This is a genomic window from uncultured Ellagibacter sp. (assembly GCF_934636505.1).
Taxonomy (GTDB): Bacteria; Actinomycetota; Coriobacteriia; order Coriobacteriales; family Eggerthellaceae; genus Ellagibacter.
In genome coordinates this window covers 1-22495 of sequence record NZ_CAKUAL010000034.1, presented here as the reverse complement: position 1 = coordinate 22495, position 22495 = coordinate 1, and the positions used below count along the sequence as shown (strand labels likewise).

The 22495-nt window shown below is 62.6% G+C and carries 20 protein-coding genes; 6 read left to right on the top strand and 14 right to left on the bottom strand.

Features of this window, described 5'->3' with window-relative positions; all coding sequences use genetic code 11:
* The 4 genes from Q0G18_RS05420 to Q0G18_RS05405 all read right to left on the bottom strand — a co-directional run.
* Nucleotides 1-472 (bottom strand): DnaJ domain-containing protein (locus Q0G18_RS05420; RefSeq protein WP_297150443.1); only part of this gene is annotated, 472 nt, incomplete at its 3' end.
* 63 nt (nucleotides 473-535) lie between these two features.
* Entirely contained in the window at nucleotides 536-1285 is a 750-nt protein-coding gene (locus Q0G18_RS05415; protein WP_297150441.1) for a nucleotide exchange factor GrpE, read from the bottom strand.
* Nucleotides 1286-1290: 5 nt separating this feature from the next.
* Nucleotides 1291-3219: a molecular chaperone DnaK gene (dnaK, locus tag Q0G18_RS05410; protein ID WP_297150437.1), complete on the bottom strand. Its 1929-nt coding sequence runs from the start codon at nucleotides 3217-3219 to the stop codon at nucleotides 1291-1293.
* A gap of 487 nt (nucleotides 3220-3706) precedes the next feature.
* The gene (locus Q0G18_RS05405; RefSeq protein WP_297150434.1) at nucleotides 3707-5296 is read right to left on the bottom strand and encodes a PLP-dependent aminotransferase family protein; all 1590 of its coding nucleotides are present in this window, start codon (nucleotides 5294-5296) and stop codon (nucleotides 3707-3709) included.
* Nucleotides 5297-5410: 114 nt separating this feature from the next.
* Between Q0G18_RS05405 and pdxS the strand changes: the two genes are divergently transcribed.
* Together pdxS and pdxT are read left to right on the top strand one after the other, a co-directional pair.
* Nucleotides 5411-6301 (top strand): pyridoxal 5'-phosphate synthase lyase subunit PdxS, encoded by an 891-nt coding sequence (pdxS, locus tag Q0G18_RS05400; RefSeq protein ID WP_297150431.1) that lies wholly within the window; start codon nucleotides 5411-5413, stop codon nucleotides 6299-6301.
* A 38-nt stretch (nucleotides 6302-6339) separates the two neighbouring features.
* The gene (gene pdxT, locus Q0G18_RS05395) at nucleotides 6340-6960 is read left to right on the top strand and encodes a pyridoxal 5'-phosphate synthase glutaminase subunit PdxT (RefSeq protein WP_297150428.1); all 621 of its coding nucleotides are present in this window, start codon (nucleotides 6340-6342) and stop codon (nucleotides 6958-6960) included.
* Nucleotides 6961-7035: 75 nt separating this feature from the next.
* Here the strand turns inward: pdxT and Q0G18_RS05390 are convergent, their stop codons facing one another.
* The 9 genes from Q0G18_RS05390 to Q0G18_RS05350 form a co-directional block, all read right to left on the bottom strand.
* Complete coding sequence (locus tag Q0G18_RS05390) at nucleotides 7036-7224, bottom strand: 4Fe-4S binding protein (RefSeq protein ID WP_158049141.1); 189 nt, start codon at nucleotides 7222-7224, stop codon at nucleotides 7036-7038.
* A gap of 420 nt (nucleotides 7225-7644) precedes the next feature.
* Entirely contained in the window at nucleotides 7645-8667 is a 1023-nt protein-coding gene (gene hypE, locus Q0G18_RS05385; RefSeq protein WP_297150424.1) for a hydrogenase expression/formation protein HypE, read from the bottom strand.
* 222 nt (nucleotides 8668-8889) lie between these two features.
* The gene (locus tag Q0G18_RS05380) at nucleotides 8890-11385 is read right to left on the bottom strand and encodes a molybdopterin-dependent oxidoreductase (protein ID WP_297150421.1); all 2496 of its coding nucleotides are present in this window, start codon (nucleotides 11383-11385) and stop codon (nucleotides 8890-8892) included.
* Nucleotides 11373-11993 carry a leucine-rich repeat domain-containing protein gene (locus Q0G18_RS05375; RefSeq protein ID WP_297150418.1) on the bottom strand — a complete coding sequence of 207 codons (621 nt, stop codon included), beginning with the start codon at nucleotides 11991-11993 and terminating at the stop codon, nucleotides 11373-11375. The genes Q0G18_RS05380 and Q0G18_RS05375 overlap by 13 nt, the downstream gene beginning before the upstream one ends.
* A gap of 26 nt (nucleotides 11994-12019) precedes the next feature.
* Nucleotides 12020-13723, bottom strand: coding sequence for an ABC transporter permease subunit (locus tag Q0G18_RS05370; protein ID WP_297150415.1), 1704 nt, complete (start codon nucleotides 13721-13723; stop codon nucleotides 12020-12022).
* Nucleotides 13723-14508, bottom strand: a complete 786-nt coding sequence (gene phnC, locus Q0G18_RS05365; RefSeq protein WP_297150412.1) for a phosphonate ABC transporter ATP-binding protein — start codon at nucleotides 14506-14508, stop codon at nucleotides 13723-13725. Before phnC ends, Q0G18_RS05370 begins: the two co-directional genes overlap by 1 nt.
* A 54-nt stretch (nucleotides 14509-14562) precedes the next feature.
* Nucleotides 14563-15642 (bottom strand): PhnD/SsuA/transferrin family substrate-binding protein, encoded by a 1080-nt coding sequence (locus Q0G18_RS05360; RefSeq protein ID WP_297150409.1) that lies wholly within the window; start codon nucleotides 15640-15642, stop codon nucleotides 14563-14565.
* 191 nt (nucleotides 15643-15833) lie between these two features.
* Entirely contained in the window at nucleotides 15834-16601 is a 768-nt protein-coding gene (locus Q0G18_RS05355) for a DUF2703 domain-containing protein (RefSeq protein WP_297150405.1), read from the bottom strand.
* Between the two features lie 128 nt (nucleotides 16602-16729).
* Complete coding sequence (locus Q0G18_RS05350) at nucleotides 16730-17773, bottom strand: methyltransferase domain-containing protein (protein ID WP_297150402.1); 1044 nt, start codon at nucleotides 17771-17773, stop codon at nucleotides 16730-16732.
* 311 nt (nucleotides 17774-18084) lie between these two features.
* Here Q0G18_RS05350 and Q0G18_RS05345 point away from each other — a divergent pair, with 311 nt between their 5' ends.
* The 4 genes from Q0G18_RS05345 (at nucleotide 18085) to Q0G18_RS05330 (ending at nucleotide 21924) form a co-directional block, all read left to right on the top strand.
* Nucleotides 18085-19260, top strand: a complete 1176-nt coding sequence (locus Q0G18_RS05345; RefSeq protein ID WP_297150398.1) for an ABC transporter substrate-binding protein — start codon at nucleotides 18085-18087, stop codon at nucleotides 19258-19260.
* A gap of 75 nt (nucleotides 19261-19335) precedes the next feature.
* On the top strand, nucleotides 19336-20124 hold the full coding sequence (locus tag Q0G18_RS05340; protein WP_297150395.1) for an ABC transporter ATP-binding protein: 789 nt from the start codon (nucleotides 19336-19338) through the stop codon (nucleotides 20122-20124).
* On the top strand, nucleotides 20124-21188 hold the full coding sequence (locus Q0G18_RS05335; protein WP_297150392.1) for an ABC transporter permease subunit: 1065 nt from the start codon (nucleotides 20124-20126) through the stop codon (nucleotides 21186-21188). The genes Q0G18_RS05340 and Q0G18_RS05335 overlap by 1 nt, the downstream gene beginning before the upstream one ends.
* Before the next feature lie 28 nt (nucleotides 21189-21216).
* Entirely contained in the window at nucleotides 21217-21924 is a 708-nt protein-coding gene (locus Q0G18_RS05330) for a DUF5714 domain-containing protein (protein WP_297150389.1), read from the top strand.
* A gap of 148 nt (nucleotides 21925-22072) precedes the next feature.
* Here Q0G18_RS05330 and nikR read toward each other — a convergent pair.
* Nucleotides 22073-22495: nickel-responsive transcriptional regulator NikR (nikR, locus tag Q0G18_RS05325; protein ID WP_158049136.1), on the bottom strand; the 423-nt coding region annotated here is incomplete at its 5' end.

The window sequence follows — 22495 nt, the reverse complement described above, 5'->3', positions numbered from 1 at the left end:
TCACGCGCTTCTCGGTACCGTGAAAGGCCTCGTCAAACGTCACATTCAAGGTGACGTTCATGTCCTTGCCCTTCTGCGGGCGAGGGCCTCGACGCCCACCGCCGCCGAAGTTGCCGAAGTCCCATTCCGTGCCGAAGGCGCCTTCGCCACGGCGGATGCTCTCCAGGATATCGGCCCAGCTGCCGGCACCGCCCATGCCGCCGAAGATGTCCTCGACGTTCACGCCTTGGCCGCCGCCCCAGCCGCGCGGGATCTGGTTCTCGTTCGCCGTGCCGTACTGGTCGTAGAGCTTGCGCTTCTTGTCGTCGGAGAGCACCTCGTAAGCTTCGTTGAGCTCCTTGAACTTGGCCTCGTCGCCGCCCGCGTCGGGGTGGTACTTGCGCGCGAGCTTGCGAAACGCCTTCTTTATCTCATCGGTGGACGCCGTGCGCGGAACGCCCAGCGTTTTGTAGTAATCCGGAGTTGCCGGCATACACGACCACCTGCCTTTCTCACTTGAAAAACGAGGGCGGACTCACGCGCCCGCCCCCATGCATTACTCTTCGGTTTCGTCCTGTTCGGGCTTGGGTCGCTTCGGACCGCCGGTGGTTACTGTAACCATAGCGGGCCTGATGACCTTCGCTCCAAGGCGGTACCCTTTTTGGTACACCTCATGGACCGTCTCGTCGAACGCTTCCGTGTCGGGAACGGTCGCGACCGCCTGGGCCTCCAGCGCATCGAACGCCTCGCCGGCCGGGTCGATCACTTCCACACCGTCCTTCTCGAGCACGCCGACGAACTTGGAGTGCACCGCGCGGACGCCTCCGAGCAGCTCGCCCTCGCCATTCTTCTCGGCGTAGTCAATCGTGCGCTCAAAGTCATCGATCACAGGAAGCAGGCTCGTGACCAGCTTCTCCGCGGCGCGGACCTTCTCAGCTTCGCGCTGCTCGTTCGTGCGCCTGCGATAGGTGTCCCACTCGGCGTGAAGGCGCATGAACTTGTCTTTCCACTCGGCAGCCTCGGCCTTCGCGGCGGCAAGCTCGGCAGCAGCCTTCTCGGCTTCGGCTTCCGCGTCATCGGCAGGCTTCTCACCCTCGGCGTCCCCGGCGGGCTTTTCCACTTCTTCGGGCTCGCCTTCGAGCACTTCCGCCTCTACCGTTTCGGCGGCAGCGCCCTCCGCAGCCGACTTCGCATCGGCCGCGGTGGCGCTATCGTTGGCGCAGGTTGGGGAGGAGGGAGCCTCTGCGCCCGTGTTGGCATCATCGATGGGAATACTCACGGCGTCGTCCTTTCCAGATTTCGCCATAGCGATTACTTGCCTTCTTTCTTGTCGTCGTCGACGACTTCGTAGTCAGCTTCGATCGTGTCGTCGTCGGCAGGAGCCGCGCCGCCCTGGGCACCGGCCGCTGCGGCAGCCGCAGCCGCGGGATCGCCGCCGTTCTGCGAGTACACAACCTCGGCGAGCTTGTAGCCTGCCTGCTGGAGCTTCTCGACCGCGGCCTTGATGGCCTCGATGTCGGTGCCCTCAAGCGCGCTCTTCGCCTCGGCGATAGCGGACTCGGCAGCGGCCTTCGCATCGGCCGGAGCCTTGTCGCCCAGCTCATCGAGGGTCTGCTGCGTCGCGTTCACGAGGGAGTCGGCGTTGTTGCGCGTCTCGATCTCTTCCTTGCGCTGAGCGTCCTCGGCGGCGTGCGTCTCGGCGTCCTTCACCATGCGGTCGACTTCGTCGTCGGAAAGCGCGGTGGAGCCGGAGATGGTGATCTGCTGCTGCTTGCCCGTGCCCAGATCCTTAGCGGAAACGTTCACGATGCCGTTCGCGTCGATGTCGAAGGTGACTTCGATCTGCGGAACACCGCGACGAGCAGCCGGGATGCCGGAGAGCTGGAAGCGGCCGAGCGTCTTGTTGTCGTTCGCCATCTGGCGCTCGCCCTGCAGGACGTGGATTTCCACAGACGTCTGGTTGTCGGCGGCGGTGGAGTAGACCTCAGTCTTGCGGGTCGGGATGGTGGTGTTGCGGTCGATCATCTTGGTCATGATGCCGCCCATGGTCTCAACGCCCAAGGACAGCGGGGTAACATCGAGAAGCAGGATGCCCTCGACGTCGCCAGCGAGCACGCCGCCCTGAACAGCCGCGCCCATAGCAACGACTTCGTCCGGGTTCACCGACATGTTCGGCTGCTTACCCGTCATGCTCTTCACGAGCTCCTGAACGGCCGGCATACGAGTGGAGCCGCCGACGAGGATGACCTCGTCGATGTCGCCCTGGGACATGCTCGCGTCGCGCAGCGCCTGCTCAACAGGCTTGCGGCAGCGATCAAGCAGATCCTTGGTGATGCGCTCGAACTCCGCGCGGGTCAGCGTGTAGTCCAGATGCTTCGGGCCAGTGGCGTCAGCCGTGATGAAGGGCAGGTTGACGTTTGCCTGCGTGGTGGAGGAGAGCTCCATCTTCGCCTTCTCCGCCGCTTCCTTCAGACGCTGCAGCGCCATCTTGTCCTGGCGCAGGTCGATGCCGCCGTTGTCGGCCGCGAACTTGTCGGCCAGCCAATCGATGACGCGGTGATCCCAGTCGTCGCCGCCGAGCTGGTTGTCGCCAGCGGTTGCAGCAACCTCGAAGACACCGTCGCCGAGCTCGAGGATGGACACGTCGAAGGTGCCGCCGCCGAGGTCGAACACGAGGATCTTCTCGTCCTTGTTGGTCTTATCGAGGCCGTAAGCCAAAGCGGCTGCCGTCGGCTCGTTGATGATGCGGAGCACTTCGAGGCCGGCGATCTTGCCAGCGTCCTTCGTCGCCTGGCGCTGCGCGTCGTTGAAGTACGCGGGCACGGTGATGACGGCCTGGGTGATGGGGCTGCCGACCTGCTTCTCCGCGTCGGTCTTCAACTTCTGGAGCACCATTGCCGAGATTTCCTCGGGGGTGTAGGTCTTGCCCTCGATGTCGATGACCGTGCGGCCGTCCTTGCCTGCCTCGACCTTGTAGCTCACCTTGGCCTGCTCAGCCTTCGTCTCGTTGAAGGAACGGCCAATGAAACGTTTGACGGAAGAAACCGTGTTCTCCGGGTTGGTGACTGCCTGGTTCTTCGCGGCCTTGCCGACGACGCGCTCGCCGTCCTTGCGGAAGCCCTCGACCGACGGGGTGGTGCGATCGCCTTCGGCGTTCACGAGGATCTCAGGCTCGCTGCCTTCCATGACCGCCATTGCAGAGTTCGTGGTACCCAAGTCAATACCGAGAATCTTAGACATTATGTTTCCTCTCCTTTGTAGAGATAGTTACCGTGGTTTCGAAGGGAGGCTTTCAGAAGAGCCGCTCCGAGTTTTCGCGGCTGCCCCATCGACCTACCCGTTCGATATTGTGTACTATAAAATCTAAGTGTGATGCTGTCAAGTTTGCTTCTGTATTTCGCTAAGGTTTTTTGCCAAAGTGTTGCTCAGACGATTGACCTGCGCTAACGCAAATTTTGGTATGCAGGAATTATGAAGATGACGCATATGAAATCTAAGTCAGGAAGACTCAAGGAGGCCAATCAAGGCGGGGGAAGAGCGCTTAAAGCCGAGGCGCTCCGACGAAAAGGGGCTCACAGTCCCACGGTGAAGAGGAAGCCCCCTCGCGCCCCGCGGCGCGCCCACGACAAGACGATGGCGCAGCAGCAGGCCGGGAAGCCCCCTCGCGCCCCGCGGCTGCGAGCATTCCTCAAGCCCGCGGCAAACGAGGGCCCCGCCTCGCGCGGCGCTACGGCAAGACAAGTTCTTCGATGTTGAGGCTCTCGCAATTGAGCGCGAAGACCGACTCCCCCGATTGAGCACCCGACCAGGCAAGAGGGCCTCTCCCCAAGAAGGCAAGCTGCACGCCCGCCGCCTGCAGTGCCCCCACAGCGCGGTCTTGCGTGCCTTTGCGCACGCGCATCAAGAAGTAGAGTCCCCGGTCGAGCCCTTCGAACGCGACTTCCTTCGCAAGGGAGCTCTCGCGCACGCGGCCCACCAGCCCGTCCTGCAGCCGCTTCACATGGGTACGCAGGCGGTTCACATGCCGCTCGTAATGTCCCTGCTCGATGAAGCGGGCGAGAGCAAGCTGCTCGAGTGGGCTGACCGTGTTCGAGTAAAAACCCAGTTTGAGCTCGAATTGCGCAGCGAGGTCCTCGGGGAGGGCCATATAAGCGATGCGGAATGCCGCACCGAGGCTTTTCGTGAACGAGTTCAAATAGATGACACGCCCCGCCACATCGACGCTCGCGAGCGGCGCGATCGGGCGCCCCGACATGCGGAATTCCGCATCGTAGTCGTCTTCGATGATGAAGCGGCCGCGCGGCCCGTCGGAGGAAAACGCCCGCGCCGCATCCATTCGCGACCAGTTGAGCAAATCGCGTCGATGGGCAGCGGACATGACGACCCCCGTCGGGAATTGGTGAGCGGGCATCACATGCGCCACGCTCGCGCCGCTTTCACTCAATGCAGCGACGTCGATGCCTCCCGCCGCAAGCGGAACGCTCGCGCAGCGCGCGCCCTGGGCATCGTACATGCGCTCGAGCAGCGGATACCCCGGGCATTCCGTCGCGAAGGTGCGCTCACGCCCCAGCAGCTGGACGATCAGCTGGTAGAGCGTCTGTGACCCCGCGGCGATGACGATGCGCTCGGCAGGCACCTCCATTCCGCAGTATTCGCGCAGGTAAGAGGCTATCGCCTGGCGCAAGCGCGGGGACCCTGCGGCGAGCGCCGCCTCCGCAAGCGTCGCCGAGGATTCTTCAGTGAGCGTTCGGCGCATCACGCGCGCCCACGTTTGATAGGGGAAAAGCACCGTCGCCGCAGCCCCCGACGAAGGCACGAAGGTCATCGGGTCGCCCGCGGAATCGGAGAACGGGGAGTCGCCGAACGTATGCGCCGGAAAGCGAAGGGACGCAAGCCTTCGCGTAGGGGAAGCGGCGGGCGACCGGGCTGCATCGGAGTCTGGAGACGCGGCATGCCTCCCCGTCGCGCCCTCGAAAGCGAAACCACGCTGTCCGGCGGCACCTCCGGAAACGCCGCCGGTCCGCGCATTTCCCCTGTTGCGCGCCCCACCCTGCCGCCCGCCGCGCGCAACAGGGGAAAGCTCGCACGCGAAGTAGCCCCTGCGCTCTTCGGCGCGAACATAGCCTTCCGCGATGAGCTGGGCATAGGCAGCCTCGACCGTGATGACGCTCACGCCAAGGTTGCGCGCGAGGGCTCGCTTGGAGGGAAGCTTTTCATCAGGCAAGATGTTCCCGTGGGCGATATCGTGGCGAATACGCCGATAGAGGTAGTCGTAGCGGCTCGCATTCCCTCGCTCGCCCATGTCGTAAGACAGCATTTCTCGCCCTCGCCTCAATCTGGTCTTATTTATTACTCGCAATTTGACCATGTTAACAGGTTCAAATCGGAAGTATGATGCCAAACTATCAAATACCGATAGAAGGAGTAGGAAATGCCTGAACCGCAAACCGCAGCCGAGCGCGTCGCATTGAACCGCCAGCTCGCACAGATGCTCAAAGGCGGCGTCATCATGGACGTCACCACACCCGAGCAGGCGCACATCGCCGAAGAGGCCGGCGCCTGCGCCGTCATGGCGCTCGAGCGCATCCCCGCCGACATCCGCGCGGCGGGCGGCGTGTCCCGCATGAGCGACCCGAAGATGATCAAGGGAATCCAAGAGGCCGTGTCCATCCCCGTCATGGCGAAGTGCCGCATCGGGCATTTCGTAGAAGCGCAGGTGCTGCAGGCCATCGACATCGACTATATCGACGAATCCGAGGTGCTCTCCCCCGCCGACGACACCTATCACATCGATAAATCCCAGTTCAACGTGCCGTTCGTGTGCGGCGCGCGCGACTTGGGCGAGGCACTGCGCCGTATCGCCGAGGGCGCCACGATGATCCGCACGAAAGGCGAGCCAGGCACTGGCGACGTCATCCAGGCCGTGCGCCACATGCGCATGATGAACGCCGAGATTCGCCGCGTCCAGAACCTGCGCGCAGACGAGCTGTTCGAGGCGGCCAAACAGCTGCAGGTGCCCGTTGACCTGGTGAAGTACGTGCACGAGAACGGCAAGCTGCCCGTCGTGAACTTCGCCGCCGGCGGCGTGGCGACCCCCGCAGACGCCGCACTCATGATGCAGCTCGGCGCCGAGGGCGCGTTCGTGGGATCGGGCATCTTCAAGTCAGGCAACCCCGCCAAGCGCGCGCAGGCCATCGTGAAGGCCGTGGCGAACTACACCGATGCCAAGCTCATCGCCGAGCTGTCCGAGGACCTTGGCGAAGCGATGGTCGGTATCAACGAGAACGAGATTGCCCTGCTCATGGCCGAGCGCGGCAAGTAGGCCGCCCCGGACGCCGATATCGCCTGAAAGGTCTTCATATGGGAAAGAAAATAGCCGTCCTGGCTGTTCAGGGGGCGTTTATCGAACACGAGCGCGCGCTCTCGAAGCTAGGATGCGAATGCGTGGAACTGCGACAAGGGCCCGACGTTCGCCAGCCTTTCGACGCACTTGTGCTGCCGGGCGGCGAGAGCACGGTGCAGGCGAAGCTCCTGCGCGAGCTCGGCATGATCGACGAGCTGCACCGCCGCATTGCGGACGGCATACCCGTTATGGGCACTTGCGCGGGGCTCATCCTCCTCGCGCAAACCGTCGAGGAAGGCGTCCCCACTGCAGGTGACCCCACGGCGGAAGTGGTCGGAGGAGACGTCGCGCCGGGCGCTTTCGGCACGCTGCCCGTCACGGTGCGACGAAACGCCTACGGCCGGCAGCTGGGGAGCTTCCACGCGAAAGCACCGTTTTCAGGCATCGAGGGCGACGTTCCCATGACGTTCATCCGCGCGCCCTACATCGCCGAAGTCCACGAGGGCGCAACCCCGCTCGCCACAGTCGACGAGCGCATCGTCGCCGTGAGAGCCGGCAACCAGCTCGGCGTAGCCTTCCATCCCGAGCTCGACGACGACCTGCGGATTCACGAGCTGTTCGTGAGCCTCATCGGGTAGGCGGGGCGCCCCGCAAACAGAAAGGCCGGCTGCCCGATTGGACAGCCGGCCTTTTTCTCGCTTTGTCTGCGAGGTTTATTCCTCGACAACCTCGGGGATAGCACCCATCGGGCACTCCTCGACGCAATCGCCGCATGCGATGCAGTTGTCCTCGTTCACGGGAGCCGCAACGCCGTTGACGACCTCGAGAACCTCCTGCGGGCAGGCGTCAACGCAAATGCCGCAGCCGATGCACTCATCTGCATCAATAACCGGGTGAGCCATGTCAAACTCCTTCTCGTCTCATTCAGATGAAAGCGAATCCCGACGCCCTCTCGCGGCTGACCACCGCACGCTCGGGAAACTACTGCCCGAAAAGATACCATTGCAGCCGTTAAATGCAAGGGAAATCGAGCGTTTTTCAGGGTGCGGCGCGAATTGATGCCAAGACGTCAAAATGTCCCGAGCAAAGTCGGATACGCCTCGCGGCGCGTCCGATGATTATTCCCCATTATGGGGCGAACTGCTCCATCCCGCTTGAGGATCGCTGAAGGACGGGTTCGCGGCAGAGGCTCTCGCTCGCAAGGGCTCAGAAGAAGCGGCCGCTAGCAGGGGTAGCTGGAGGGCAGGCTCACTAGCGGGGATTCCCCCGGCGAGGACTCGCAGCTGGGGCTCGCTAGCGGGGAGTCTGCCAGCAAGGGCCTACTAGCAGATGCGCGGGAGCTGCTCGCCCACCAGCATGTCGAGAATGCGCTTGCCGCCGAAAGCCGTGCGCAGGTACACCTTCGGCCCGCGCTCGGGCTGCATCTCGCCCACTTCGCCGATGATCGCCGCATCGACGCCGTACTTGTTCGCTCGCATGGCGTCAAGCGCGGCATCCGCCTCGTCATCGGGGACAACGCAAACCATCTTGCCTTCGTTCGCCACCTGGAGCACATCGTAGCCGAGCATCTCGCAGGCGCCGCGCACCGCGTCCTTCACGGGCACGGAGTCCTCGTCGATGGTGATGTCGACCTGCGCCTGATCGGCGAACTCGTTGAGCGTCGACGCCAAACCGCCGCGCGTCGGGTCGCGGAAGCAGCGCGTGTTCGGCGCAGCAGCAAGAACACCGGCGATCAGGTGGTTCAGCGGAGCCGCATCGCTTTGCAGGTCGGCCGAGAAGCTTAAGCCCTCTCGGCAGCTCATGATGGTGATGCCGTGATCGCCCAATGTGCCGCTGACGAGCACCTTGTCGCCCGGCTTGCACTGCTCGCCGCCCAGGTTCACCCCTTCGGGCACCGCGCCCACGCCCGCGGTGTTGATGAACACACCGTCGCCGTGACCGCGGTTCACCACTTTCGTGTCGCCCGTGACCAAGCGCACTCCCGCCTCGCGCGCCGTTTCCGCCATCGTTGAGCAGATGCGCTTCAAGTCGGCCATAGGGTAGCCTTCTTCGAGAATGAAACCGCAGCTCAGATACAGCGGGCGCGCTCCTGAGGTGGCCACATCGTTTACCGTGCCGCAAATAGCGAGCCGCCCGATATCGCCGCCGGGGAAGAATTGGGGGGTCACGACGAAGCTGTCGGTAGAGAACGCCAGCCGCTCGCCGGGCTTGGGCGCGGGCAGAACCGCAGCGTCGTTGCCCTGCAGAAGCTCGTCGTTGCCATACGCCTCGTAGAATACCTCGTCGATGATGCGCTTCATCATCGATCCGCCGCTGCCGTGCCCGAGCATCACTTTCTCGTCCATGAGGACTCCCTTACCTTTGCCGCCCGCGTCGCGCTTGTCGAGCACGGGGAAATCGTTCGTTTGCCCCATCATACGCCAGAACGCGCGGCGGGGCACGGCCCGCCGACGGGTTGGCAGGTAAACAACAGGAGCGGGAGAAGGGCCGGCCCAATGAAAGTGCGTTGTCTGCAATTCGGCCGCTCTGGCAGCAATGGGAAGATAGCGCGCCGAAGCCCCATTCACCTACGCGCGCTCTATGCGCACGCGGGTGAGGCCTCCATGGCGCGCCGTCGCGCCGCTTGCCCGCTCCCATTCTGCCGGGATGATTTCGTTGTTGTTGCCTCCGCGCGGAATGCCCTGCTCGAAGTCGCATGCCGCCACATGGCCGTACGCCCAATGCCCCTGCCCGTAGCACTTCACGACCACGCCCGGACGCGTCCCGTCCCATGCCTTCGCGCGCACGACGATCGAACCCTCAGGCGACGACACGCGCACCATATCGCCCGAGCGAAGACCAAGGCGTTCCATGTCGGTCGGGTGGATCTTCACGACGTCGTCCCCCGGCTCATCCCCCGGATCGAGCCTCTTCAGCTTGTGGTAAAGCGGGGCGTTCGCCGATCGACCTTCCAGGTTGACGATCGAGCGATGCTGGGAGAACACGAAGGGGAATTCGCGCTCGCTTCCCTTGCGAACAGGCGGTTCGTAATGCGGCACAAGGCTCTTGCGCCCCCGCGCCTCATACCCAAGCGCCGCAGCAACCTCTTCAGGAGCAACCCCGAAACGCCGAGCGTGCTCTTCGAACGCGCGGCGAAGCGCACCGCTCTCGAACTCGAATCGCCCCGTCGGGGTGGAAAGAGGCGAAGGATCGCTGCCCTCTTGGCTGCCGCGAACAGAGGCGGTCTCCCAGAAGCCCTTCGCGAGGAAGTCCCGCCAGGCGTCATCCAGGGCATCCGGCTCGTCAGAGTGCCACATCCGAGAGGTCATCATCTTGAGCGCGCTTTCCGCAAGTTCCTCCCCCGATGTCGGGGAAATGCCCGAACACGGGTCGGCGCACTCGTGCTGAAAGTAGTCAAGCACCGCAGGAAAACCGCGGTCGGCAAGCTTTTCGGCCAATGCGAAGGCGAGGCCCGCCTCATCGTTGCGCGACTCGCCGAAAGCCTCGACGCACGGCTGCTCGAGCACAACCGAGGAGCGCATGTTCTGGCGACAACGCGCGAACCCCCACGTCTCGAACAGATGATGGCATGCCGGCAGTACGATGTCCGCAAACCGGGACATCTCCGAGATATGGGTCGTCACATGCACGAGAAACGGGAGCTTTTCGAGCGCGCGTTCCCACCGCTTGGCCCCCGTGCACGAAAACGGGAAGTTACACCAGTAGGCAACGAGCGTATCGACGCGACTTCCCTCAATAGCCTCGGGGATTAGATTCGTGACCGGGGCGCGATGTGCGCGACCCGCCTTGGCGCACAGGAAGTCAGCTCGCTGAGGGACATCAACGCGAGGCTGCGAACATGCGCGGCGCGCAACCTCGTCGCGATACGGCTCGGTGCTGGGGAGCTTCTCGACGGGAAGCGAAGGGAAGGCGAGCACGCCGCCTTCCGCCCCGACGGACCCGACGAGGCCGTTGAGCGCATAGCAAGCCATCCCCGAGTAGAGGCCGCGAGCCGACATGGCGACACCGGGAGAAATCCACGACACCGCACGCTGGCCAGCCCCCGCGAACATGCGCGCCATCTGCACGATAGCGGACGCGGGAACTCCCGTCTCCGCTTCGGCCCATTCGGGCGTCTTGTCGAAAAGCTCCTCGTTCCACCACGTGCACACCCCGCGCGTGAATCGCTCCTGGAAAGAGGACTCATCCACCCCGCCCTTGAGCTGGGCCGCCTCGGCAAAGAGGTTCTCGCCGCCCTCGAAATCGCCGACATAGTCGCGGTTCCAAAGCCCCTCGGCGAGAATCACGCGGGCAATGGCGGACGCGAGGGCGCCGTCGGTTCCGGGAACAACGGGGACCCAGCAACCGGCGTCGGAGCAATTCCTTGTGAAGGAGTCGCAAGCCTCCGGGCTTCCAGCTCCCGCACGACGCGCTTCCTTCTCGACGAGCTCGGCCGTCATCGAGCGGCGAGGGTCGACGACGTAAACCGCCGCACCGCGACGCAGCGCCTCGGGAAGGGCGCGCCTGGCGTGCGCCTTTTGGCGGTTCGACGCGACAGGATCGGTTCCCCACAGGATGGCGCACTCCAGGTGTTCCCAGTCGTAATCGTGGTAGTCGTATGTCCCATCCATCGCACCGGTCGCCAGCTTTTCTGCATCGGCGCAGATGGAATCATGATTGAAGCTGTTCGGCGTACCGTAAATCTCGGGGAGGACGCGTGTCAGCACCTCGTTGATACCGGTCGAGCGCCCCTTCGCGAGGGCAAAGCGCTCCGGATGCCCCGCACGACGCAGGGTCATCATCCTATCGGCAAGCTCATCGAGGGCCTCATCCCACGTCACGGGCTCGAACTGGGGATCCACTCCGCGGCCCTTTCGGGGATTGCGACGACGCAACGGCGTCGACACGCGGTCGGGATCGTACTCCTGCTCGAGCGTGATCGCGAGGGCCGGGCACGCACCCCCGCCCGTCGCCGTGCTCGCCGCGTTACCGCGAACCCTCACCGCGCGACCGCCTTCCACCGTGACAAGCACGGGGCAGTTCGACAGGCACCCCTGGCACGCCGACGGAATCACTCGGTCCATGGGCGAACCTCGATTGCTGCGCAGCCATCGAACGCGTCGGGCGCGATGTAATCAAGCGCGCAAGCCGAGCGAACCGCCCGCAAGCTCGCGCACCCCGCGAATACCTCGGATTCAAGCGAGCGCACCCCCGCAGGCAGCGTTATCTCTTCAAGCGAGGCGCAATCTTTGAAGCATCGCTCGCCGACCCAGTTCACGGTTGACGGGAGGTCGGTCGACCGAAGATCGCCGCATTTGCGGAACGCCTCGTTCTCGATCACCTCAAGCCCTTCGGGCAAGACAGCCTCTTCTAAATGGAAGCAACGAAGAAACACCTGCTCAGGGATGGTCTTCACCTTCTTTGGAAGGCTGATTTCCCGCAATTCGCGACACCCGCGGAACGCGGCGGGGCCGAGTACCTCAAGCGAGCCCGGAAGCGAGACACGCCGCAAATGCACGCACGAGCCGAACGCCTGGCTTGCCACCTCGACAACGCCCTCGGGCAGCAAGACCTCGCGCACGGAGTCGTTGTTCGCGAACGCACGATGCGCTATCACCGTCACGCCTTCCGGCACGACGACGCTTTCCCCATCGCCTGAATAATGCGTCAATGTCAGTTCGAATGATTCCATGCGGCCATCTTACCCGTTCGCCCGCACTAGCGATGCACGATGAAACGCTTGCGCAGCTGCGTGGCGATGATTTCCAACGTGACGGACACGGCGAGGCAGAGATAGATGATGAGCCCCATCTCGTGCCAGTTGAACATGTAGTTCGCAACGATGTAGAGATAGTAACCGATGCCGCCCGAGCCCGCGATGGCGCCGACGGTGACCGCTCCGACGAAGTTGTTCTCGAAGCGGATGAACACCCACGACAGTATCTCGTTGAGCTTGTCGGGGAACACACCGCGCGCAACCTGCTGCCACCACGTCGCGCCCGTCGCCTTGAGGGCCTCGAGGGAGCCCCGGTCGACCTCCTCGAACGCCTCGGAGAACGCCTTCGTCAGGAAGGAAACGGTGTGGAACATCATGCCGATCACGGCGGCCTCGGAGCCGAGCCCGATGGCAACGGTGAACACGAGCACCCAAATAATCGTAGGAACCGAACGGATGATGGCCATCGCGGTCTTGATGATGTTGCTTACAAGCTTGTTCGACAGGTTGCTCGCTGCAAGGAGCGACAGCACGAGCGCAATGAGCGCGCCGCCCGCCGTCGCGAGCACCGCGATGCAGATGGTCACGGCAAGCCCCTCGAACATGTCGGCCCAGGTGTAGTTCGACAGGTAAGGGGAGAGGAACATGAGCTTGAAGTACTCGACCAGGTCAGACGCCGCCTGCATCGTGTCGGCGGAACCGTAGCCCATGTTCACCATCGTGTAGGTCGTTGCGACGGCGAGGAAGGCGACGAGCACGGCGAGCACGGTGCCCGACGTCGTGCACACACGCACCTTGATCTTCCCGCGCGAGGCGCGCATCTCGCCCGAATGGCCGTCGGGCGCGCCGATGCGGCGGCGCACGTAGTTAGAGACCGCCTCGACGACGATCACGGCCACGGCGATGCAGATGATGACGAGCCCGGCCGTGGGATACTTGAACGTGCGGTAATACCAGTTGAACACGAACCCGATTCCCGTGCCCGTGAGCATGCCGACGAGCGTCGCGTCTCGGAAGTTCGTCTCGATCATGTAGAGAACCCAGCTCACCACCTGCGTCAGGCTTAACGGGAAGACGCCGTGCACGATGATCTGGAGCCGCGACGCCCCCGTCGCCTTGAGCGCCTCGATCGACCCCGCGTCCGCCTCGTCGATCGTCTCGATGAAGGCGCGCGTCAGGAAGCCGAGGCTTTTGAAGAACAGAGCCAGAAAGCCGGTGAACTCCGCCTGCTTGAAGGAGAAAAGCAGGATGAAGCCCCACGCGACGGTCGGGATGTTGCGAAGCACCGTCGCGAACGCGCGGATGACCATCTGAACAGGGCCGCCGACCCCCGAGACGCGCGAGGCGATGACGGCCAGGATGAACGCAATGACAGCGGCAAGCGTGCCTGCGGCGATGGCGTCCAAGATGGTCATGGCGAGCGCGGAAGTGATCTTTCCCATCTGGTCGAACGCCTTGGCATTCGGCATGAACTGCTCGATGAGCCACACGAAGCCGCCAGGGAAATCCTTGGCCGCATCAAGAAAGCTGAAGTCGATGTGGCCGCCCGCGACAAAGGTCACCGCGAGGAAGGCGACGAGAATGCCCGCATAGGACGCGTGTCGTTTCGGAAAGAACAGCGGGTCGGGCGACGCCTTCCCCGCGTCTGCGGGCGATTCGCCAACCGGCTGGCAACCGGCGCACCCGCGCTTCTTGAGAAGAGCCATCAGCAGCACTCCGCAGTCGAGCTCGAGGGATCCTCCTCGCCATAGACCGACGCGATGATGCTCGGGGTCAGATCGTTCGGGGCCCCGTCGAAAACGAGCTTGCCGTCCGACACCGCGATGATGCGGTCGGAGAACTCAAGCGCGTATTCCACCTGATGAAGGCTTACCAAGCAGGCAATTCCCCGCTCGTCTGCGGCCCAGCGCAGATGTTCCATCACCGTTCTCGACGACTTCGGATCAAGGCTTGCGATGGGCTCGTCGGCCAAGATGAGCAGCGGGTCTTGCACCAGCGCGCGGGCGATGCCGACACGCTGCTTCTGCCCGCCCGAAAGCTGGTCGGCACGCATGTACGCGCAGCACCCGAGCCCCACGCGCTCGAGGGCGTCGAACGCGGCGCGCTTCTCCTCTTCCGTGAAGATGCTGAGAGCGCCCATGAGGGAATTCTTGTAGCCAAGACGGCCCTGAAGAACGTTCTCGATCGCCGTCGACCGATAGACCAGGTTGTACCCTTGAAAGACCATCGCCATGCGACGGCGGATCTCGCGCAGCGCACGGCCGCGCGCCGACGACGTTTCCCGACCATCGAACACGACGGAGCCGCCAGTCGGGTCAATCAAGCGGTTGATGCAGCGCAAAAGCGTGGACTTGCCCGCCCCCGAGCTGCCGATAAGGGAGACGAACTCCCCGCGATTCAAGGAGAAGGAGACGCCTTCGAGTGCCTTCGAGGAGCCATCGTAGCTTTTCGTCAGCCCCTCGACCTGGAGCAGTGTCTCAGTCGCGCTCACGGGCGCCTCCTTTCCCTTCGAAATCACATCGCGCCTAGTATGCGCGAGAAAACGCTATTCCTCGCCGATAAGCTTGCGGAAGTCGTCGTAATAGGAGTCGTCGGCAGGAGTGAAGGTGACCTTGCCCGTGGTCTGCTTCCACTTGGTCACGGTGTCCTTGTCCTTCGGGTCCTTGAACAGTTCCTTGTTGCCGGACACGGCGTCGGAGCACATGTAGTCGATGACCTTCTTGTTCATGTCCTCGGGCACGTAATCGGTGTTCACGACGAAGGGAACGGCCGGGACGGGCAGCGACGACACGCAGCGAAGCTTCACGCCGGCGTACTTGTCGAGCGGAGCCTCGAGGCCGGACTTGATCTCGTACACGGCGCCAAGCTCGCCGTTTTCGCCCTCGACGACGTTGTAGTTGTTCGCGGCGCCGGTGTCATCGCACGCACAGAAGTCGGCGTCGCCGGTGAGCACGTTGTAGATGGAGTTCACATGGCTGCCGCCGAAGAGCACCGTGTTGAAGAACTTGCCCGACTCGCCGAGCTCCTCGGAGTCGGAGATGCCGAACTCGGTCGCGAGCGCGATCGAGGGAATGACATAGCCCGAAGTCGAGGAAAGCTCGACCCAAGACATGTTCTTGCCCTTCATGGCGTCCTGCGTGAGCTCGTAGGAGTCGCCCTTCTTGTACTTGTCGGCGTTCTCGTCGAGCACGAGGATCTGGGAATGGTAGGAAACCTGGTTCAGTTTGCCTTCCCCGTCGGAGAGGACCCAGGCAACCTCGACCGCAGGATTCTTCTTGTGGAGCTCGACGTACTCCTTGGCACCGAGCGAGGCGTAGTGGGCCTTGCCCGAGTTCACGGCCTCGATGCACACGTTGTAGTCGGTGGTGGTCATAGGCTCGCACGGCACGCCCGCGCCCTCGGCCATCGCTTCGGCGATGAGGTCGCGCATGTTCTCGTACTTGCCCTCCGACGCGCCCGGCTCCCACGCGAACACGAGCTTTTCGGGGGCTTCGACCTTCTTGTCGTCGGTCTTGGCATCGGTCTTGGAATCGTTCGAGGAGCACCCGGCCAAACCGGCCATAGCGCCCATCGCAGCTACGGTTCCCGCCGCGACGAACTGGCGGCGATTGAGATTGAGTTCCATTAGCTTCCTTCCCTTTTTTCGCTAAACATACAGCGCGGGCGCGCATCAACTGCGCACCCGCATCGTTAAGGGCTATTCTACTACAGTTCTTGAAAGTAGTGGATTGAATCCAATGCTAAACAGAGTCTTTTATCAGCGCAAAACCATGTTTAGCGAGCAGTTGTTGCGGGCGACCGCCCGCAGGCTGCCTATCAGCAGCTCGAAGAAGAGGATTCGTCGCTGTCCCCGCAGCAGCTCTCACCCTGCTCAACGCGCTCCTCCGCGTCCTTTTTGCGCTTGCCGGCGAAGAATCCGGCGAGGTTCTCGGGCAGCTCGTAAGGCTTGTCGGCGCCCGGCTCGGCCGTACGGCCTTGGAGCACGACCTCCATAATGCCGCGCACGAGCAAATCCGTCGGCGGCACCTCGTAGTACGTGCCGTTGAACGGGAACAGGCGGCACTTGACGTCGTAGTTGGCGATGTCGCTGCAGCAGTCGCAGTCGTTCTCCTCGATAGAGGGGCAGATGTCGACGTTGTTCACGCGAACGGTCGGCGAGCTGTAGAAGTTGTATTGCTCGGCAAGCCATTCGCTATCGACGTTCACCGAGTTCAGCGTGATGTCGTAGCCGCATGCAGCAAGCACCGGGCGGCACAGCTCGACCGCGCGCTCGACGCGTTTGTCAGCACCCTGGCAGCGTTCGCACACCGTAAGATCGAGGTACAAAAAGTCGACAACGACTGTTTTCTTGCGCCCAGCATAGGCATCGTCGGAGCAGCTGTAGGCCGCATCCGAGCTATAGGGCGGAAGCGTCGCCGATTCCGCGGCGGGCACGGGCGAGGGCTTCCACTGATCGAACGCGACGATCGCGCGCTCGGCGGGCTGGCCGCACGAGCACTCGTCAGCCAACGCCTTGCCCTTTCTGGCGCGCTTCGCCGCCTGGGCGAGTTTTCCCAGCTTCTGCTTCTTTTCCTTCTTGGACATGAATCCCCCTTCGTGGATGAAGCGATTTCTCAGTTTGCCCCATCATACGCCAGAACGCGCGGCAGGGCACGGCCCACCGCGCGTTGGCAGGTAAACAACAGGAGCAAGAAAAGGCCAGCCCGCACTCGCTAGCAGCAACCGCCGCCGCAGCAGCCACCACCGTCAACCGAGGGGGCGTTGCCGCAGCCCTCGTAGGGGCCGAAATGGATGGAGCGGTCGCCGTAGATGGTGAAGTACTTGCCGAAGCGCGTGTCCTGCACGTAGCTACAGGAATTGCCGCACACGTCGAGTCGCAGGTCCTTGAAGAAGCGGTGATGGTCGTCCAGGTCGAAGTAGTTCTCGCACCCTTCGATACCGCCGCGGTAGATGGCGGTCTGACCGTATTGCTCGCAAATGTCCTCCAGCGTATCGGGCAACTTGAACGCGCGGACGGTGCGCGAGCTAAACTGGATGTTGCCCACGAGCGCCTCGACCTCGGGATTGTCGATACTGGCCGCCGACGAGCTCATATAGCGGAAGTCGACCCAGCCCACGCGCGCCATCATGCGGCGGAAGTCCTCAATGTACATCGCGCCGCCCAAGCACTCGCCCAAAAGAAGCGGGTTCTCGTTGATTTCCTTCGGAATGCGGCGATCAGCGAAAATGTCTGCGAAGTACAGCTCCCCGCCAATCTTAAGCACGCGCCAAATCTCTTTGAAGACCTGCTCCTTCATAGGCGAGAGGTTGATGACGCAGTTTGAGATGACCACATCGACCGATCCGTCGGGAATTGCGGAGAGGTCTTCGATGTAGCTTTCGATGAACTCGACGTTGTCGTAGAACTTTGCGGCCATCTCGGCCTGGTGGCTCCTGGCGAACGAAAGCTGATCGGGGTTCATGTCGACGCCTATAACCTTGCCCTCGGGGCCGACGAGCTTGCTCGCCAGATAGACGTCGCGGCCGGTGCCGCAGCCCAGGTCGAGCACGGTGCATCCTTCAAGCGCCGGCGGGAGCGGGCTTCCGCAACCATAGAAGCGCGAGGTGATTTCCTCGGGAATCTCGGCTAAGACATCCTTGATGTACTGGGGCAAGCTGTCGGTGCCGCAGCTGCAGGTATGAGTTGCCATCTCACCACCATTGTCGATGGACATCTTGCTGTAGTATTCCTTGACCTGTTCGCGAATATCACCCATGTTCTCACCTTTCCTGTTAATCCTAGGCTACCGCTAGGCTATTGCCGAACCATACGCTTACGATGCAATTATTGTCAATTGCCTTATAGCCGCCATTCAGCCGAAAACAGATTTATCCCGACTGTTTAAGTATGTTTAGCAAGGTTAATAATTCCTAGCTACTTGCTAGAGTTTTCCCAGTTCATCCACTATCTGTTCAAGAAAAAATAGTGCCATTTCAGAGCATTGTCCTATATCCAATACTGGATTGTGTGCTATATGTGAATCACGTCTTTATAGGGGACATTCCACCAAGCCAAGGAGGAAACCGAATGGCTCAAATCAGTAACGAACTCTCTCGCCGCACCTTCGTCAAGGGCGCGGCAGCCGCGGGCGCACTCGCCGGCATCGCCGCCCTCGGCGGTTGCGCAAGCGAGCAGAAAACCGAAGACAAGTCCGAGGCGAAAACCGACGCCCCCGAAAGCAAGTACGACAACACGCTTTCGGCCGACACCGAAGACCTCAACATCGTGCTTTTGGGCAAGGACTCGAAGATCGCCGCCATCATCTTGGCCCTCAAGAAGGGCTACTACGAAGAGGAGAAGCTCAACGTCGCCACGCAGACCGTGTCGGGCGGCTTCCCCGAGGCAATGCCTGCGCTCTCCAACGGCACCGCCGACGTGCTCCCCTTCGGTTCCATCCCTTCCTGCACCTACATCGGACAAGGCGATGACCTGGTCATCTTCGGCGGCACCGTCGCCGACGGCTCCGAGTGCGTCACGCTTATCGAGAACAAGGACTCCTACAAGAAGCCGGAAGACTTCAAAGGGAAGAAAATCGGCTGCTTCCGCATGGAGACCGGCCACATGATCACCAAGAGCTGGCTGCGCCAAAACGGCATCGAGGACGGCAAGGACGTGGAATTCATCCTGCTGGAGAGCTCGGCCGCCGAAGTTGCCGCAGTTGAAAACGGCGAGATCGACATGTGCTTCGTGAACAGCGGCTACGGTTACGTCGCCACGCAGGGCGGCAAATGCGCTGTGGCGTTTCGCCCCAACGAGCTGACGGGCAAGGAGTTCCCCTGCTGCCGCCAGACCACGAACCGCAAGGCGTTCGAAGAGAAGCGCTCGGCGCTCATCAAGTTCGAGATCGCCAACCTGCGCGCCCTCTACGACATCGAAAGCGACCACGCGGGGACCATCGCGACCATCGTCGAGTACTCCGGCCAGCCCGAGGAGTACATCGAGAACATCACGTACGGCAAGGGCGACTACGTTGCCGCGATGAAATTCGAGATGGACCCCTACACCGACGACGTGAAGGCGTTCTACGGCGACATGATCGACAACGGCGACATCGACGACACCAACAAGGAGCTCATCGTCGAGCACATGGACTCCACCATCTACAAGGCAGCACTCGATGCGCTTATCGAGCGCGGCGAGAACAAGGACTTCTACGAGAAGCTCGCCGCCGAATACGAGAAGCACAACACGCTCGGCATCTAACCACCTTCCCCCAGCGCGCGCCCGCGGCCTGGCTTGCGGGCGCGCGTCTTTCCCATCCGGTATCGTGAGGATCCCATGCCTGCTATCTCATTCAAGAACGTCAGCTATTCCTACGTCGACGGCAACGAGTCGTATTTAGCGCTCGAAAACGTCAATCTGGAAATCGACGACGGCGAGTTCGTATGCCTCATCGGTCATTCGGGGTGCGGCAAGTCGACGCTGTTGTCCCTGCTCGCAGGCTTGTCGATGCCAACTTCGGGAGAAATCCTCATCAACGGCACCCCCGTTTCAGGGCCCGGCCCCGACCGGTCGATCGTGTTCCAAAGCTACTCTTTGTTCCCCTGGCAGACCGCCCTTAAGAATGTCACGTTCTCGATCCGCCAGACGAACAAGGGCATCTCCAAGGAGCAGGCGAAGGTGCGCGCGCTCGAATTGCTTGCCCAGGTAGGCATGGAAGACGCCGCAAATCGCTACCCCTTTCAGCTCTCGGGCGGCATGCGCCAGCGCGTGGCGATCGCCCGCGCACTGGGCATCGACGCGCCAACGATGCTGCTCGACGAGCCCTTCGGCGCGCTCGACCCGCTTATCCGTGGCAAGCTGCAGGAGCTGCTGCTGCGCCTGTGGAACGAAGGCGAAGGCTGCTGCAAGACAGCGGTCTTCGTGACGCACGACATCGACGAGGCGCTCATTCTCGCCGACCGCATCGTGTTCATGGAGCCACGCCACATCACGCGCGAATTCATCCTGCCGAAAGACCGCGACCGCACAGCCGAGGCCATCGTGGAAGACGCGCGGCTGCGCGACGTCAAACGCGAGGTCATGGAGCTGTTCGACACCACCGCAACGGGAAAGGAGGACCGCTGATGCCATTCGGGAAAAAGCCCGTCGCAGGCGGCGCACGCGCCGTCGGGGGCGAGAGCGCGCGTGCCGCCGAGCATACCGAGAACGAGGGCGCACGCACACCCGAGCGTGCCGGTGCGAGCACTGCAACGCCTGCGCCCGCCTCGACCAAAAGCCGCGCACGCCAGGTGCTCACCGTGTCGTTTATTCTGGCAAACGTGCTGTTCCTGGCGCTTCTCGCAGCGATCGCGATCCCCGGCAAAGTCCACCCGAAGACGAGCGCCCCCTTCTACGTCGCCGCGGCGATCATCGAGGCGCTGTTCTTGTGGCGCTATTTCGCGGGCGGGCGGAAGCGCTCGACGTGCCACATCGTGATCGTCGTGTTCTTGTTGCTCATCGTTTGGGAAACCGTGTCGACCGACCTAAAGCTCACGCACCCGGTGCTCATCCCCAACCCCGAGAACGTGTTCGCCGTGTTCCCCGCGCGATGGGAGGAGCTCCTCAAGAACGTGACGTCGTCGATGATCCTGCTCGCGGAAGGCTTCATCACCTCGCTTATCGCCGGTAACATCATCGGGCTGTTCGTAGGCTGGATGCCCAAGGTGCGCGAAGCGGTCTACCCCATCGCGCACGTGCTCGCGCCCGTGCCGGCTATCGTGTTCGCACCGTATCTCGTGATGCTTTTGCCCTCGTTTAAGGCCGCAGCCGTCGCCGTCATCTTCCTCGGCATCTTCTGGCCGACGCTTTTGAACACCATCCTGCGCGTGGAATCCCTCGACAAGCACATCCTCGACTCGGCGCGGATGATGGGCCTCTCCACGCCCACGATGATCTTCCGGGTTCTTCTGCCGTACCTGTACCCCACGGTTGCAACCGGGCTGAAAACGCAGCTGCCGACCGCCATGTTGATGCTGGTCATGGCCGAGATGTACGGCGCCACGAGCGGGCTTGGGTACTTCGTCATCAACTACACGAACTACGCGAACTACACGAACGTCGTCGCGGGCATTATCATGGTTGGAATCGTTGTCACCATTTTGGACTTCCTGGTGGGGCTTCTCGTTCGCAAGACGGTGAAGTGGAGCTAGCCTGGTTGAGGCGAAAGAGAGGAGAGGTATGTCAGCAGGAAAGGGAATTTGCCTGGTGTGCGGGGAGCCGCTTGCCTACTTCAAGGAGGCGCAGGACGTCACCTGCCAGATCTGTGGCAAGAAGGAGACGGGGCATTCCGTCTGCGTCGAAGGCCACTACGTGTGCGACGCGTGCCATCGCGCGGGCGGGGTCGAGCACATCATGGCCGTATGCCGCGAGACCGACTCGAAAAATCCCATCCGCATCGCGCAGAAGATCATGGCCGACAAGTCGATCTACCCGAACGGACCTGAGCACCACACGCTCATCGGGGCCTCGCTCATGGCTGCCTACAGAAACGCCGGCGGCGACATCGACTTGGACAAGGCGCTTGCCGAGCTGCAGAAACGCTCGCTTCTCGTGCCGGGCGGCACCTGCGGATTCTGGGGCACGTGCGGCGCCGCGACGAGCGCCGGGCAATGGTGGTCGATCGTTTCCGGGTCGACGCCCATGACGCGCGACCCCTGGGCACAAACGCAGCGCCTGACCTCGCGCATCTTGGGGAAGCTCGCCGATTTGGGAGGCCCGCGCTGCTGCAAGCGCACAGGGTTCACGGCGATCCTCGAGGGCGTCGCCTTCGCCAAGGAGATGCATGGCGTGGAAATGGAAGTGCCTGAAAAGGTGACCTGCGCGTTCTACACGAGAAACGCCGAGTGCCTCAAGGAAGGCTGCCCGTACTTCCCGACCAAAGACTAGCGCGAACGCAACGAAGCGCCCAGGCTGCGACCAATCAGGCCGCCCACCTGGGCGCTTCGCGCGTCTTTTTCCTTTATGGGGGCTCTTTGTGGGCCCTTCGCGAGAACCCTCCGCGGCGCCCTCCGCGGGACCCTTCGCGAAAGCCCCTCTACAATCCTTCGCCCGCAGTGGTGAGGACCAGTCGTCCGTTCTTCACGCCCTTCGTGCCGAGGATCAGGTTCGCGATGGTCTGCACAAGCCCGGTCTCACCGCGCAGGATCACCACTTCCAGGCAATGATGCTGGTCGAGATGCACGTGGAGCGTGGAGACGATGTTGCCGAAGTAGTCGTGCTGGATGTTGTGCAGCTTCTCCTGCACATCCGACGCATGATGGTCGAACACGATCGTCAGCGTGCCCATCACTTCCACGCCAGGCGTCGCGCACTCGTCCTCGACAAGCGCATCGCGCACCAGATCGCGCACGACTTCGCTGCGGTTCTTCGCCAAACCGCGGCGAGCGACCAGCTGGTCGAAGCGCATCAAAAGCTCCTCGGGCATCGCCACCGAGAAGCGCATGAGGTCGTTGCTCAT

Bases quoted from the DNA above. Each gene is read 5' to 3' on its own strand.
- dnaK (WP_297150437.1), bottom strand. From the start codon at position 3,219: ATGTCTAAGATTCTCGGTATTGACTTGGGTACCACGAACTCTGCAATG.
- pdxS (WP_297150431.1), top strand. From the start codon at position 5,411: ATGCCTGAACCGCAAACCGCAGCCGAGCGCGTCGCATTGAACCGCCAG.
- Q0G18_RS05380 (WP_297150421.1), bottom strand. From the start codon at position 11,385: ATGGACCGAGTGATTCCGTCGGCGTGCCAGGGGTGCCTGTCGAACTGC.
- Q0G18_RS05360 (WP_297150409.1), bottom strand. From the start codon at position 15,642: ATGGAACTCAATCTCAATCGCCGCCAGTTCGTCGCGGCGGGAACCGTA.
- Q0G18_RS05345 (WP_297150398.1), top strand. From the start codon at position 18,085: ATGGCTCAAATCAGTAACGAACTCTCTCGCCGCACCTTCGTCAAGGGC.
- Q0G18_RS05370 (WP_297150415.1), bottom strand. From the start codon at position 13,723: ATGGCTCTTCTCAAGAAGCGCGGGTGCGCCGGTTGCCAGCCGGTTGGC.
- Q0G18_RS05405 (WP_297150434.1), bottom strand. From the start codon at position 5,296: ATGCTGTCTTACGACATGGGCGAGCGAGGGAATGCGAGCCGCTACGAC.
- Q0G18_RS05355 (WP_297150405.1), bottom strand. From the start codon at position 16,601: ATGTCCAAGAAGGAAAAGAAGCAGAAGCTGGGAAAACTCGCCCAGGCG.
- pdxT (WP_297150428.1), top strand. From the start codon at position 6,340: ATGGGAAAGAAAATAGCCGTCCTGGCTGTTCAGGGGGCGTTTATCGAA.
- Q0G18_RS05390 (WP_158049141.1), bottom strand. From the start codon at position 7,224: ATGGCTCACCCGGTTATTGATGCAGATGAGTGCATCGGCTGCGGCATT.
- Q0G18_RS05330 (WP_297150389.1), top strand. From the start codon at position 21,217: ATGTCAGCAGGAAAGGGAATTTGCCTGGTGTGCGGGGAGCCGCTTGCC.
- Q0G18_RS05340 (WP_297150395.1), top strand. From the start codon at position 19,336: ATGCCTGCTATCTCATTCAAGAACGTCAGCTATTCCTACGTCGACGGC.
- Q0G18_RS05415 (WP_297150441.1), bottom strand. From the start codon at position 1,285: ATGGCGAAATCTGGAAAGGACGACGCCGTGAGTATTCCCATCGATGAT.
- Q0G18_RS05335 (WP_297150392.1), top strand. From the start codon at position 20,124: ATGCCATTCGGGAAAAAGCCCGTCGCAGGCGGCGCACGCGCCGTCGGG.
- Q0G18_RS05375 (WP_297150418.1), bottom strand. From the start codon at position 11,993: ATGGAATCATTCGAACTGACATTGACGCATTATTCAGGCGATGGGGAA.
- hypE (WP_297150424.1), bottom strand. From the start codon at position 8,667: ATGGACGAGAAAGTGATGCTCGGGCACGGCAGCGGCGGATCGATGATG.
- Q0G18_RS05350 (WP_297150402.1), bottom strand. From the start codon at position 17,773: ATGGGTGATATTCGCGAACAGGTCAAGGAATACTACAGCAAGATGTCC.